Genomic DNA, 12,525 nt, shown 5'->3' on the forward strand with positions numbered 1-12,525 from the left:
ATTCTACGGGGTGTCCTCGCAGGCCAGCGGGGCCAGGTCGGGCCGCTTCGGGGACCGGCCGTCCCCCGAGGAGCGGCCGGTGAGCCGCCGGCCGACCCACGGGACGAGGTGCTGCCGCGCGAACCGCAGATCCGCGCGGCGCCGCCGCTGCCAGGGGAGCGGTTCGGCCGGGGGCAGCGTCGCCCGCCAGTCCGACTCCGGCGGCAGCCCCAGCCGCTGCCACACCGCCTCGGCCACCCTGCGGTGTCCCTCGGCCGTCAGGTGCAGCCGGTCGTCCGCCCACAGCCGCGGATCGCTCAGCACCTCGGCGCCGAACAGGTCGACGACGAGCGCCCCGTGCCGCGCGGCCAGTTCGTCGATGAACGCGAACAGCTGCTCCATCCGGCCGCGGTAGCGCTCCAGCACCGGGCCCCGGCGGCCCGGGCTGCGCATCAGCACCAGCTGGGAACCGCCGGAGGCCAGCTTCGCGGCGGACTCCTCCAGCAGCGCGCACACCCGCGCGACGTCACACGAGGGCCGCAGGACGTCGTTGAGCCCGCCGACGAGGGTCACCAGGTCGGCGCCCATCCCGGCCGCGCGCCCCACCTGCTCGTCCGCGATCTGCCCGATCAGCTTGCCGCGCACCGCGAGGTTGGCGTACCGGAAGTCCGGGTGCCGGGCGGCCAGCCGAACCGCGAGGAGATCCGCCCAGCCCCGGTAGCCGCCGCCGGGCAGGGCGTCGGACATGCCCTCGGTGAAGGAGTCCCCCACGGCGACGAAGCTGCAGATCGCGCCGGGGGAGCCGGGCCCGCCCGGGGCGGGAGGGGGAGCGGGAGGAGGTGTTTCGCTGTCCACGGTGGGCCATCGTATCGGCCTCCCGCCCCCTCTGGCTAAGCGGTCGCTTGGCCGCCGACCAGCTCCCGCAGCACGTCCTCCATGGTGACGACCCCGGCCGCGCGCCCGTCCTCGGCCAGCACGGCGGCGAGGTGGGTGCCGCTGGAGCGCATCGCGCCGAGCACGTCGTCCAGCGGCATCGCCGCCTTCACCAGCGCGATCGGCCGCAGCGTCGTGACCGGGAACGGCTCCTCGCGGGGCGAGGCGTCCAGCGCGTCCTTGACGTGCAGATAACCCAGGGCCCTGCCCTGGCCGTCCACCACCGGGAAGCGGGAGAAGCCGGAGCGCGCGGACAGCGCCTCCAGCCCCTCCGGGGTGATCCCCAGCTGCGCCGAGACGATGCGGTCCGACGGCCGCGCCACCCCGCTGACGGGGCGGCTGCCCAGCTCCAGGGCGTCCCGCAGCCGCTCGGTCGACCGGTCGTCCAGCAGCCCGGCCTCGCTGGAGTCCGCGACCATCTGGGCCAGCTCGTCGTCCGAGAACGCCGACTCGACCTCGTTCTTCGGCTCCACCCGGATCAGCTTCAGCAGCCCGTTGGCGAAGGCGTTGATCGTGAAGATCACCGGCCGCAGCGCCCGGGAGAGCGTCACCAGCGGCGGGCCCAGCCAGAGCGCGGCCCGCTCCGGTTCGGCCAGCGCGATGTTCTTCGGCACCATCTCGCCCAGCAGCATGTGCAGATAGGTGGCCACCGCCAGCGCGATCACGAAGGAGACCGGGTGGATGGCGCCCTCCGGCACGCCCACCGCGTGGAACACCGGCTCCAGCAGGTGCGCTATCGCCGGCTCGGCGACCACGCCGAGCACCAGGGTGCACAGCGTGATGCCCAGCTGCGCGGCGGCCAGCAGCTGGGAGACGTGCTCCAGCCCCCACAGGACGCTACGCGCCCGCCGGTCACCCTGCTCGGCGCGTGGCTCGATCTGGCTGCGCCGTACCGAGATCAGCGCGAACTCGGCGCCGACGAAGAAGGCGTTGACGACGAGCGTCAGCAGCCCGATGACGATCTGCGCCGCGGTCACTGCCACGCCTCCTCACCGGAGGCGCCCGCCTCCGAGTCCAGCGGGGCGGTCAGGCGCATCTGCGCCGCCCGCCGGCCGCTCGCGTCCACCACGTCCAGCCGCCAGCCCGCGACGGTGAGGGCGTCACCGGCGACCGGGATCCGGCCCAGCTCGGTGGCGATCAGCCCGGCCAGCGTCTCGTACGGCCCCTCCGGCACCCGCAGGCCGATCAGCTCCAGCTGGTCGGTGCGCGCGGCGCCGTCGGCGTCGTAGATCCGCCGTCCCTCCGGGTCCTCGCCCGCCGGGGCCAGGTCCGGGGTCTCCTGCGGGTCGTGCTCGTCCCGGACCTCGCCGACGACCTCCTCGATGATGTCCTCCAGGGTGACGACCCCGGCGGTGCCGCCGTACTCGTCGACGACCACGGCGATGCTGCGGTCCCCGCCGGGTAGCTGGTCGAGCAGCCGGTCGACGGTCAGCGACTCCGGCACCAGCAGGGGCTCCCGCATCAGCTTGGTCACCGGGCGGCGGGACCGCTGGTCGGCCGGGACCGCCAGCACGTCCTTGATCCGCACGATGCCGATGACGGTGTCCAGGCTGCCCCGGTGGACGGGGAAGCGGGACAGGCCGGTCTCCCGCGTCGCGTCCGCCACGTCCTCGGCGGTGGCGTGCGCGTCGAGCGAGGTGACCTGGACGCGGGGCGTCATCACGTTCTGCGCGGTCAGCTCCGCGAGGTGCAGGGTCCGCACGAACAGCTCGGCCGTGTCCTCCTCCAGGGAACCCTCCTTCGCGGAGTGCCGGGCGAGCGCCACCAGCTCCTGCGGGGAGCGGGCCGAGGCCAGCTCCTCGGTCGGCTGGAGCCCCATCCGGCGCAGCATCCGGTTGGCGGTGTTGTTGAGGTGCTTGATCAGGGGGCTGAACGCCGCGGTGAACATCCGCTGCGGGGTCGCGATGCTCTTCGCGACCGGCAGCGGCTGGGAGATCGCCCAGTTCTTCGGCACCAGCTCGCCGATGACCATCAGGACGACGGTGGACAGCGCGGTGCCGATCACCAGCGCCGAGGTCGAGACGGCGGACTCCGGAACCCCGAGCGCGCGGAGCGGGCCCGCGATGAGGCGGGCGATCGAGGGCTCCGCCAGCATGCCCACCACCAGGTTGGTGACGGTGATGCCGAGCTGGGCGCCGGAGAGCTGGAAGGTCAGGGAACGCACGGCCTGGTGGGCGCTGCGCGCGCCCCGCTCGCCGTTCTTGACGGCGAGTTCGAGGTCACTGCGCTCGACAGTCGTCAGGGAGAACTCGGCCGCGACGAAGGCGCCGCACGCGACGGCCAGCAGCAGCGCGACCAGGAGGAGCAGGATCTCCGTCACCGGGCCACCCTCCGGTGGGCGGGGGGCGCGGGATCGTGGGGCCGGGGGGACCGGCGGGGCCCGGAGCCCGGGGAGACCTGGTGGTCTCCAGGGGGGCGGGGCGGGATTCCGGGCCGGAGAGCGGTGCTCCGGCCCGACATACTGGAGCGACGAGAGCGACTAGGGGGCTCGCCCATGGGCGGACGCTCACTCCTTTCAGCCGGCCGCGCCGCCGGGGATACGGCTGTCACGCGGTGTGGGACGGGAACTGGTTTCATCGTAAACGCAGGCCAGCGAGGGCAGGTTCCTGACGACGGCGGATCCGTTCCGGGACCGGGTGCCGTATGCGGTCCAACCGCCTGTTTCGGGCGCCCCCGCGCCCTCGCCGGGGCGCCGTCCCGCCGCCAGGGGCCCGCGATGGCGCTTCGCGGGGCCGGGGTCGAGGGGCGCACCCCTGGCCGATGCTAGCGTTTGAGTGCTAGCGTAGGAATGTGGCGAAGACTCAGATGAACGTCCGGGTGGATGAGGCGACAGCCCAGGCCGCCCGGGAGCGCGCACTCCAGCGCGGAGTGAGCGTGAACCGCTATATCGAGGAGCTGGTCCAGCGAGACGCGGGCGAAGTGGGACACACCTTCGTCGATGCCGCGGCCGACTTCATGAAGAGCTACGCGTCGCTCTTCGAGGAGGAGTTCGGCAAGGAGAGCGAGGGCCGGCCGAGGACGTGACGCTCCGTATCGACCTCGCCTGGCTCCTCATCGTCGCGGAGGAGAAGACCCCCCGGGACCCCCGGGTCACCGACTACGGCGCGCTGATCGCCGCCGTCAGCCGGCACGAGGCGGCCCTCTTCGACCGCCCCGTCTACGCCGACCCGCACGACCGGGCGGCGGCGCTGCTCCAGCTGCTGCTGCACGTCCACGCGCTGGAGCACTCCAACGCGCTGTTCGCCTCCGCTGTCGCCTACGCCTACCTGGTCGCCAGCGGGCAGAAGGTGACCACCTCGCCCGAGCAGATCCGCGACCTGGCCCGGCTCGTCAAGGACGGGGGCGTGACCGTCCGGCGGATAGCGGACGAGCTGCGCACCTGGACCCTCTGAGACCCCGGGCGGCGCCCGGGCCCGGTCTCAGGGGCGCCGGGCGCTGCCCAGGTAGTGGAAGGAGCTGGGCAGCGCCGGTCCGCCGCCGGTCACCAGCGTCCGGCGGAAGCTGAGGTCGGTGAACCCGGCGGACCGGACCAGACCCACCGGGTCACGCCCCGTGTGGCAGCCGCCGAACAGCGCGGGCCACAGGCCGCGGTCCAGCGCCCGCTGGGTCCGCAGCATGCCCGGGCGCCCCTCGGCCCGCCCGTGCTCGTAGAACCGCAGCTCGCCCTCGGGGCGCAGCGCCCGGCGCAGCTCCCGCAGGGCGCCCCGGCCGTCCGGGATCGTGCAGAGCACCAGGCAGACGACGGCCGCGTCGACCGAGGAGTCCGCCAGCGGCAGCGCGTCGGCGGTGCCCGGCACCACCTCGACCGGCACCGGCGCGTTCCGGGCCGCCTCGCGGGCCAACGCCCGCATATGGGGCTCGGGTTCGACCGCGATCACCCGGGTGACCGTCTCCGGGTACCGGGCGAAGTTCCGCCCGTTGCCCGCGCCGATCTCCACCACCTGGCCGGACAGGCCGGCGAGCAGCTCCTCGCGGTGCTCCGCGACCCCGGCCCGAAGGTCGCTGAACCGGCTGATCCGGGCGTAGAACCAGGCGAACCAGGGGTGGTGCACCCCGTCCCGCGCCGGTCGGCCCTGTGGTTTCGCCATCGACGGCTCCCTCCCTGGTACTCCCTGGTGCGCCTTGGTACTCCCTGGTGACGGAGTCACCGCGGCTCCCCCTGGCCCGTGGTGACGGTACGTCCCCCGAGGCGCGCGGGGTGGCGGCCACCGCATATTGGCATATGTCATCGATCCCTGGGATAAACGGATTTAACCTCGCCAACGGACCCTGGTGAGCGGGGTGTTGGGAGAGCGGCCCGCGGGCCGGGGGACCGCGACGGCGGATGGGCCCCCCGCTCCCGCCCCCTTCTCCCGGCGGGCGCCGGGAGCGCGCGGGCGCCGGAGGCGCCAGGGCGCCGCACCCGGAGTGTGGCGCTACCCGGCCCGGGACGCCTCCCGGCCGGAGGCGAACTCCCGGGGCGTGGCCGGGATCCGCCAGGATCCGCCGAGGGCGGGCGCCAGCCAGGACCCCGCCGACGCGCGGAACCGCGCGGGCGGCAGCTCCGCGGCGCCCGCGGGCAGCGCGCCCCGCAACGGCGCCCCCGTCACCCGTGGCAGGTCCCGCAGGTTGCACCACTCCGCCAGTCCGGCGGTGGCGGGCCAACTGCCCACCACCGTCCCGAGGTTGGCCAGGGACCGGGCCCGCAGCGCCTCCGCCGTCAGGGCCACCGCGTTCAGTGTGCCGAGCCCGGCGGCCGCCACCACCAGGACCGGGGCGTCCAGCAGCCGCGCGGTGTCTGCGAGCGTTCCGCCCACCTCGTCACAGCGCACCAGCAGCCCGCCCGCCCCCTCCACGAGCACCAGGTCGTGGCGGGCGGCGAGCTCCCGCGCCGCCGCCGCGGCCCGCCGCGGCGCGACCCCGGGCAGCCCGGCCCGCCGCGCCGCCGTGTCCGGGGCCAACGGGTCCGGATAGCGGGCGAGTTCCACCCCCGCGACCTCCGCGCCCGCGAGCCGCCGCACCTCGGCCACGTCGCCCGGCTCCCCGGCCGCCACCCCGGTCTGCGCGGGCTTGAGCACGGCGGCCGAGCGCCCGGCGCGGCCCGCGGCGGCGGCGAGCGCCGCGGTGACCACGGTCTTCCCGACGCCGGTGCCGGTGCCCGTCACCACCACGATCCCGCGCACCGCTCAGCCCTCCCGCGCGGCGGCGCACACCGCCGCGCAGATCCGCGCCACGTCGGCGTCCCCGGTGACGTACGGCGGCATCGTGTACACCGCGTCCCGGAACGGCCGCAGCCAGACGCCCTCGCGCACGGCCGCACGGGTCGCGGCGGCCAGATCGACGTCGTGGTCCAGGCGCACCACGCCGATCGCGCCGAGCACCCGCACCTCCCGCACCCCCGGCAGCGCGGCGGCCGGGGCGAGCCCGGAGCGCAGGCCCGCCTCGATCCGCCGCACCCCGGCCGCCCAGTCCCGGGAGAGCAGCAGGTCGAGGGAGGCGTTCGCGAGGGCGGCGGCCAGCGGGTTCCCCATGAACGTCGGACCGTGCGCCAGCACCGGCACCGAGCCGCGCGCGATCCCCTCCGCCACGCGCGGGGAGCACAGCGTCGCCGCCATGCTCAGGTAGCCGCCCGTCAGCGCCTTGCCCAGGCAGAGCACGTCGGGGACGACCCCGGCGTGCTCGGCGGCGAACAGCGTCCCCGTGCGGCCGAAGCCGGTGGCGATCTCGTCCAGGATCAGCAACACCCCGTACTCGTCGCACAGTTCACGCAGCGCCCGGACGTACGCGGGGGAGTGGAAGCGCATCCCGCCCGCCCCCTGGACCACCGGTTCGACGATGACGGCGGCGAGTTCGTCCGCGTGCCGCGCCACCGTCTCCCGCAGCCCGCGCAGGTAGGCGGCGTCCGGCGGCGCGTCGAAGCCCTCCGGCGGCGCGTCCGCGAACACCTGCCGGGGCAGTGTGCCCGACCACAGGTGGTGCATCCCGCCCTCCGGATCGCACACCGACATCGGGTGCCAGGTGTCGCCGTGGTAGCCGCCCCGCCAGGTCAGCAGCCGCCGCTTGGCGGGCCGCCCGGTGGAACGCCAGTACTGGAGGCACATCTTGACGGCCACCTCCACCGCCACCGAACCGGAGTCGCTGAGGAAGACGTGCTCCAGGTCGCCCGGCGCGATCCCGGCCAGCCTCCGCGCCAGCCGCACGGCGGGCTCGTGGGTCAGGCCGCCGAACATCACGTGACTCATCCGCCCGAGCTGGTCCCGGGCCGCCTCGTCCAGCGCCGGGTGGCGGTAGCCGTGGATCGCCGACCACCAGGACGACATCCCGTCCACCACCTCCCGCTGGCCGTACGTCTCCTCCGCCAGCCGCAAACGCACCCCGGACGCCGACTCGACGACCAGCGGGTCCGCCGTGCCCGGCATCGGGCCGTAGGGGTGCCAGACGTGCCGCCGGTCCAGCTCCCGCAGTTCGGCCACGGTCAACGGCGGGTCCGGAGCCGGGGCACCGGCCACGGGGTCCGGCCCGGGCCGGGCGGACGGGGACGCCGGAGCGGCAGCGGTCGGCTCAGGCATTGGGCGGCAACTCCGTGCCCGCGCCCCGGCGCCGCACCCGCACCAGGTCCTCGCGGTGCGCGCCGGGCGCCGCACCCGACTCGGGCGCCGCGACGGACGTGGTCGGCGCGGGCGCCGTGGTCGCGGTGGCGTGCCCGGGGGCCGCGCCCTCGGCACGGTGCGGGGGGAGCGTGGCGGTTCCGGCGTCCTCCACCTCGAAGCCCGCGTCCCGGATCATGTCCAGGTCCTCCTGCCCGGCCTGTCCCTCGCTGGTCAGGTAGTCGCCCAGGAAGACCGAGTTGGCGAGGTGCAGCGCCAGCGGCTGGAGGGACCGCAGCTGGACCTCCCGGCCGCCCGCCAGCCGCACCTCCACGTCCGGGCAGACGAACCGGACCATCGCCAGGATCCGCAGCGCCTGCCGCGGCGTCAGGTTCCACTGACCCTCCAGCGGCGTCCCGTCGAACGGGATCAGGAAGTTCACCGGGACCGAGTCCGGGTCCAGCGCGCGCAGCGCGAACACCACGTCCACCAGGTCCCCGGGCGACTCGCCCATCCCCGCGATCAGCCCGGAGCAGGCCGAGAGCCCCGCGCCCCGCGCCTCCCGCACCGTGTCCACCCGGTCCTGGAAGCCGTGCGTGGTGCAGATGTCCTGGTAGGTCGCCTCCGAGGCGTTCAGGTTGTGGTTGTACGCGTCGGCCCCGGCCTCCCGCAGCCGGGCCGCCTGCCCGTCGCCGAGGAAGCCCAGACAGGCGCACACCTCGACCCCCGGGTTCCGCTCGCGGACGGCGGCGATCGTCTCCGACACCCGGGTCACGTCCCGGTCGGTGGGACCGCGCCCGCTGGCCACCAGGCACACCCGCTTGGCGCCGCCCCGTACCCCGGCCTCCGCCGCGTCCGCGGCCTCGTCGGGCTTCAGCCAGGTGTAGGAGAGCACCCCGGCCTCCGAGCCCAGCCGCTGGGAGCAGTACGAGCAGTCCTCAGGGCACCGGCCCGACTTGAGGTTGACGAGGTAGTTGAGCTTGACCCGGCGGCCGAACCACCGGCGGCGCACCTTCCCGGCCGCCGCCACCACATCGAGCAGTTCCTCGTCGGAGGTCTCCAATACGGCCAGCGCCTCCGCGCGCGTCGGCGGCTCGGCCCGAAGCCCCTTCTCCACCAGCGTCGTCAACAGATCCATGGCCGGAATATTGCTTCACAACTGGGGTTTTCGAAAGGCCGCACCGAACAACGAGAGCTGGGAAAGGTGTGTGGATCACCACATTCCGTGGCCCTGCCACGGAGGTTACTTTCTATTCACTGCATACAAACCGCGGCAACCGTCGCCGTGCCCGCGCACCGCGCGCGGACGCACCGGACGGGCGGCGGACCGAGCGCGGGAGACCCGGATGACCCAGGACCCCTTCGGATGGCTGACCGAGGCGCACGCGGCCCGGGAGCGAGCCGGACTGGTGCGCCGACTGCGCCCCCGCGCGGCCGACTCCCCGCTGCTCGACCTCGCGGGCAACGACTACCTCGGGCTCGCCCGGCACCCAGAGGTCACCTCGGCGGCGGCCGAGGCCGCCCACCGCTGGGGCGCCGGAGCCACCGGCTCCCGGCTGGTCACCGGATCGACCGAGCTGCACGCCACACTGGAGCGGGAGCTGGCCGCGTTCTGCGGGTTCGAGTCCGCGCTGGTGCTCTCCTCCGGCTACGCGGCCAACCTCGCCGCCGTCACCGCGCTCACCTCCGGCGGCGGCCTCATCGCCTCGGACGCGGCCAACCACGCCTCGCTCATCGACGGTTGCCGCCTCTCCCGCGCCCGGACCAGCGTCGTACCGCACGCCGACCCCGCCGCCGTCCGCAAGGTGCTGGAGGGGGACACCCGGCGGAGCGGGCCCGCCCTCGCCGTGACGGACGCCGTCTTCTCCGTCGACGGGGACCTGGCGCCGCTGCCCGAACTGGCCGCCGTCTGCGCGGAGACCGGCGCCGGACTGCTCGTCGACGACGCGCACGGGCTGGGCGTCGTCGGGCCGGGAGGCCGGGGCGCCCCAGCGGCCGCCGGTCTCGCGGGGCGGCCCGGCACGGTCGTCACCGTCACCCTCTCGAAGTCACTGGGCGGTCAGGGCGGCGCGGTGCTGGGCCCCGCCCCGGTGATCCGGCACCTGGTCAGCACCGCCCGCACGCTGATCTTCGACACCGGGCTGGCCCCCGCCGCGGCGGCCGGGGCGCTCGCCGCCCTCCGCCTGCTGCGCCGGGAGCCGGAACGCGCCGCCCGCGCCCGGGAGGTGGCCCGGGAGCTGCACGCCCGGCTGACGGCCGCCGGGCTCACCGCGGCCCGGCCGGACGCCGCCGTCGTCTCGGTCCACGCGCCGACGCCGGAGGCCGCCGTGCGGTGGGCCGCGGACTGCCGGGCCGCCGGACTCTCCGTCGGCTGCTTCCGCCCGCCGTCCGTCCCGGACGGGATATCCCGCCTCCGGCTCACCGCGCGCGCCGACCTGCCCCGCGCGCGCGTCGCCGAGGCCGCCGCGACCGTGGCGCGGCTCGCCCCCCGCTGACCGGCGTCCCCACCGGCCTGGCCCACCCCGGGGGCCCCGCGTCCCGCCGGGCGCCGCGTTCGGCCCCGCCCGCCGTGTTCCGGTTGCCGACCCGTGACGGCGGCGGTTCGATGGAGTCCGTGGGTCCCGCCAGCACCACGGGGACCACGCTCATCACCGGACGCCCGCCGGGCGGCCCGCGGGCACGTCCGGCACGCGGAGGAGGTGGCACCGTGAGTGGACCCGTGCTGGTGGGGGTCGACGGTTCGCCGGCCAGCCTGGAGGCGGTCGACGCCGCGGCCCAGGAGGCCCGGCGGTGGGGGCGGAGCCTCCGCGTGGTGCACGCGGCCACCTGGCCCGCGATGAACGTCCCGTTCAGCGCCTCCTCCCTGACCCTTCCCGAGGGCGAGATCGCGCAACTGGCGAACCGCACCATCACCGAGGCGGTGGAGCGGGCCCGGCGGGCCGAGCCGGGCCTGGAGGTGACGGAGGACGTGGTCACCGGGGAGGCGCTGGCCGTGCTGGAGGCCGAGTCCCGCACCGCCTCGCTGGTGGTGGTGGGCAGCCGGGGCCTGGGCGGCTTCACCGGGCTGCTGCTCGGCTCGGTCGCCGTGCACCTCTCCTCGCACGCCGCCTGCCCGGTGCTGGTGATCCGCGGGCAGGCCACGCCGGGCGGCCCGGTCGTCCTCGGCGCCGACGGCTCGCGGGACGGCGACGCCGCCGTGCGGTTCGCCTTCGCCGAGGCGTCGATGCGCGGCGCGGACCTTGAGGCCGTGCACACCTGGAACAACTGGACCGGCCCGGTCACCACCACCCCCGGCGAACTCGCCCCCCTCGTCTACGACGTGGACATGCTCCGGGACGAGGAGGAGCGCGTCCTCTCCCAGGCCGTCTCCGGCTACCAGGAGCGCTACCCGGAGGTCACGGTCCGCCCCCGGCTGGAGAACGCCCGGACCCGCCAGGCGCTGATCAAGGCGAGCGAGAACGCCCAGCTGCTGGTGGTCGGTGCCCGTGGCCGGGGTGGCTTCACCGGCCTGCTGCTGGGGTCGGTCAGCCAGGCCGTGCTGCATCACGCGCACTGCCCGGTGGCCGTGGTGCGCAGGATCTCCGACACCGCGGACGACGACGAGTGACCCCGGGCGGCGGGCCCGGACGACGGGGCGTCAGCCTGGCGCGGAGCGCTCAGCCGCGCGGGGAGCGCGGAGGGGCCACCCGCGTCGCCCGCCGCTCCCCGTCGAGCACCCGGATCGCGCGCTCCAACGTCCCCGCGTGCAGCAGGTGTTCGCCGCGCGTGTGCATGACCGTCAGCGCGTCCCGGAGGCGCGTGGCCAGCGGCACCAGCGCCTGCGCCGCGCGCAGTCCCCGGTAGGTGTCGTCACCGCGGGCGGGGTTGATCCGGCCGAGCTGGTCCAGCACGTCCAGGTACGCGTCGACGACCTCGGCCTCGGCGCGGGTGAGGGCGGGCAGCGGAGGCGGCGGGGGCGGCCACATCGGCGCTCACCCCCGGCCGTTCCGCCCGGCGGGGCGCTTACGGCTGACGGTGAGACGGTCGATCAGCCCGTACGTGACGGCGTCCGCCGCGCTGAGGATGGTGTCCCGCTCCAGGTCGGCGTGGATCCGCTCACGGGGCTGGCCGGTGTGGTGGACGTACAGCTCCTCCAGCAGCTCCCGGACGCGGAGCAGTTCCCGCGCGTGGATCTCCAGGTCGTCCGCCTGACCGTGCACCGGCTCCGCGAGCGCGGGCTGGTGGATCATCACCCGCGCCCCGGGGAGCGCCAGCCGCTTGCCCGGGGTCCCCGCGGTGAGCAGGACGGAGGCGGCGGAGGCCGCCTGTCCCAGGCAGACCGTCTCGATGTCGCAGCTCACGAAGCGCATCGTGTCGTAGACGGCGGTCATCGCGGTGAACGAGCCGCCGGGTGAGTTGATGTAGAGCGAGATGTCCTGGTCCGGAGCGGCGTGCTCCAGGTGGATCAGCTGGGCCATCACGTCGTTGGCCACGGTGTCGTCGAGCGGGGCGCCGAGGAAGACGACGCGTTCGCCCAGCAGCTTGGAGTACGGATCCAGGGTGCGCGTCCCGGAACTGGTGCGCTCGGTGAACTCCGGCAGCACGTAGCGGGCCATCGGTTCCGGCAGCATGCCTCCACCTCCCCGGCACGCCTCGCGACGGGCGCGCCACTCTCCGTACGTCCGGTAAAAATGTACAGGATGTACATGCCGTTATGCTGGGAGCATGGCCTACGAGATTCCTGTGACGCAAGCCCGCGCCGAACTCGCCGAGTTGATCAACCGGGTGGTCTACGCCGGGGAGCGGGTGGTGGTGACCCGTCACGGACGGCCCCTGGTCGCGCTGGTGTCGGCGGGCGACCTGGAACGGCTGGAGAACGCGGAGGGCCCGGCCGGGGACGAGGTGATCAGCACCGTCTCAACGGTCGGGCAGGCGCCGTCAGTTGTCGGGGAGCGGCGGCGCTTCGGTATCGCCGCGGAACACGGCGGCCCGGCCACCGGTGATCGGCGGCCGGGCCGGGAGAGCTGAGGCGCCACCTGGGGCGCGGGGCGAGCGCGACGACGGCTCG

Annotated in this window: 14 protein-coding genes; 5 read left to right on the forward strand and 9 right to left on the reverse strand. The window is 75.1% G+C overall.

The window, feature by feature from the left end; translation table 11 throughout:
• Positions 1-3 precede the first annotated feature (3 nt).
• The 3 genes from E0L36_RS09660 to E0L36_RS09670 all read right to left on the reverse strand — a co-directional run bounded on the left by E0L36_RS09660 (position 4) and on the right by E0L36_RS09670 (position 3,232).
• Positions 4-768, reverse strand: coding sequence for an SGNH/GDSL hydrolase family protein (locus E0L36_RS09660; RefSeq protein ID WP_308416712.1), 765 nt, complete (start codon positions 766-768; stop codon positions 4-6).
• A 101-nt stretch (positions 769-869) separates the two neighbouring features.
• Entirely contained in the window at positions 870-1,889 is a 1,020-nt protein-coding gene (locus tag E0L36_RS09665) for a hemolysin family protein (RefSeq protein WP_180928703.1), read from the reverse strand.
• Positions 1,886-3,232: a hemolysin family protein gene (locus tag E0L36_RS09670; RefSeq protein WP_180928402.1), complete on the reverse strand. Its 1,347-nt coding sequence runs from the start codon at positions 3,230-3,232 to the stop codon at positions 1,886-1,888. Before E0L36_RS09670 ends, E0L36_RS09665 begins: the two co-directional genes overlap by 4 nt.
• A gap of 470 nt (positions 3,233-3,702) precedes the next feature.
• On the opposite strand from E0L36_RS09670, the gene E0L36_RS09675 reads away from it, so the two are divergent.
• Both E0L36_RS09675 and E0L36_RS09680 read left to right on the forward strand, forming a co-directional pair.
• A complete protein-coding gene (locus tag E0L36_RS09675; RefSeq protein ID WP_180928403.1) occupies positions 3,703-3,936 on the forward strand; it encodes an antitoxin in 234 nt (77 codons plus the stop codon).
• Positions 3,933-4,304, forward strand: coding sequence for a fic family toxin-antitoxin system, toxin component (locus E0L36_RS09680; protein WP_180928404.1), 372 nt, complete (start codon positions 3,933-3,935; stop codon positions 4,302-4,304). Before E0L36_RS09675 ends, E0L36_RS09680 begins: the two co-directional genes overlap by 4 nt.
• A 27-nt stretch (positions 4,305-4,331) precedes the next feature.
• On the opposite strand, the gene E0L36_RS09685 is transcribed toward E0L36_RS09680, so the two are convergent.
• From E0L36_RS09685 to bioB, 4 genes are all read right to left on the reverse strand, one after another.
• Positions 4,332-5,000 carry a class I SAM-dependent methyltransferase gene (locus E0L36_RS09685; protein WP_180928405.1) on the reverse strand — a complete coding sequence of 223 codons (669 nt, stop codon included), beginning with the start codon at positions 4,998-5,000 and terminating at the stop codon, positions 4,332-4,334.
• Positions 5,001-5,327: 327 nt separating this feature from the next.
• A complete protein-coding gene (bioD, locus tag E0L36_RS09690; RefSeq protein ID WP_180928704.1) occupies positions 5,328-6,065 on the reverse strand; it encodes a dethiobiotin synthase in 738 nt (245 codons plus the stop codon).
• Positions 6,066-6,077: 12 nt separating this feature from the next.
• Positions 6,078-7,460: an adenosylmethionine--8-amino-7-oxononanoate transaminase gene (locus tag E0L36_RS09695; RefSeq protein ID WP_180928406.1), complete on the reverse strand. Its 1,383-nt coding sequence runs from the start codon at positions 7,458-7,460 to the stop codon at positions 6,078-6,080.
• Complete coding sequence (bioB, locus tag E0L36_RS09700; RefSeq protein ID WP_180928407.1) at positions 7,453-8,616, reverse strand: biotin synthase BioB; 1,164 nt, start codon at positions 8,614-8,616, stop codon at positions 7,453-7,455. Before bioB ends, E0L36_RS09695 begins: the two co-directional genes overlap by 8 nt.
• Positions 8,617-8,824: 208 nt before the next feature.
• On the opposite strand from bioB, the gene E0L36_RS09705 reads away from it, so the two are divergent.
• Together E0L36_RS09705 and E0L36_RS09710 are read left to right on the forward strand one after the other, a co-directional pair.
• The gene (locus E0L36_RS09705; protein WP_180928408.1) at positions 8,825-9,973 is read left to right on the forward strand and encodes an 8-amino-7-oxononanoate synthase; all 1,149 of its coding nucleotides are present in this window, start codon (positions 8,825-8,827) and stop codon (positions 9,971-9,973) included.
• 212 nt (positions 9,974-10,185) lie between these two features.
• Complete coding sequence (locus E0L36_RS09710) at positions 10,186-11,085, forward strand: universal stress protein (protein ID WP_180928409.1); 900 nt, start codon at positions 10,186-10,188, stop codon at positions 11,083-11,085.
• Positions 11,086-11,134: 49 nt separating this feature from the next.
• Here the strand turns inward: E0L36_RS09710 and E0L36_RS09715 are convergent, their stop codons facing one another.
• Both E0L36_RS09715 and E0L36_RS09720 read right to left on the reverse strand, forming a co-directional pair.
• A complete protein-coding gene (locus E0L36_RS09715; RefSeq protein WP_180928410.1) occupies positions 11,135-11,443 on the reverse strand; it encodes a hypothetical protein in 309 nt (102 codons plus the stop codon).
• A 6-nt stretch (positions 11,444-11,449) separates the two neighbouring features.
• Positions 11,450-12,088 (reverse strand): ATP-dependent Clp protease proteolytic subunit, encoded by a 639-nt coding sequence (locus E0L36_RS09720; RefSeq protein ID WP_180928411.1) that lies wholly within the window; start codon positions 12,086-12,088, stop codon positions 11,450-11,452.
• 94 nt (positions 12,089-12,182) lie between these two features.
• On the opposite strand from E0L36_RS09720, the gene E0L36_RS09725 reads away from it, so the two are divergent.
• On the forward strand, positions 12,183-12,485 hold the full coding sequence (locus E0L36_RS09725) for a type II toxin-antitoxin system Phd/YefM family antitoxin (protein WP_180928412.1): 303 nt from the start codon (positions 12,183-12,185) through the stop codon (positions 12,483-12,485).
• Positions 12,486-12,525 lie beyond the last annotated feature (40 nt).

The sequence above is a fragment of the Streptomyces sp. AJS327 genome (genome assembly GCF_013450295.1).
Classification (GTDB): Bacteria; Actinomycetota; Actinomycetes; order Streptomycetales; family Streptomycetaceae; genus Streptomyces.

Coding starts and splice junctions, on each gene's coding strand:
- E0L36_RS09685 (WP_180928405.1), bottom strand. CDS start 5,000: ATGGCGAAACCACAGGGCCGACCGGCGCGGGACGGGGTGCACCACCCC.
- E0L36_RS09695 (WP_180928406.1), bottom strand. CDS start 7,460: ATGCCTGAGCCGACCGCTGCCGCTCCGGCGTCCCCGTCCGCCCGGCCC.
- bioB (WP_180928407.1), bottom strand. CDS start 8,616: ATGGATCTGTTGACGACGCTGGTGGAGAAGGGGCTTCGGGCCGAGCCG.
- E0L36_RS09705 (WP_180928408.1), top strand. CDS start 8,825: ATGACCCAGGACCCCTTCGGATGGCTGACCGAGGCGCACGCGGCCCGG.
- E0L36_RS09715 (WP_180928410.1), bottom strand. CDS start 11,443: ATGTGGCCGCCCCCGCCGCCTCCGCTGCCCGCCCTCACCCGCGCCGAG.
- E0L36_RS09720 (WP_180928411.1), bottom strand. CDS start 12,088: ATGCTGCCGGAACCGATGGCCCGCTACGTGCTGCCGGAGTTCACCGAG.
- E0L36_RS09725 (WP_180928412.1), top strand. CDS start 12,183: ATGGCCTACGAGATTCCTGTGACGCAAGCCCGCGCCGAACTCGCCGAG.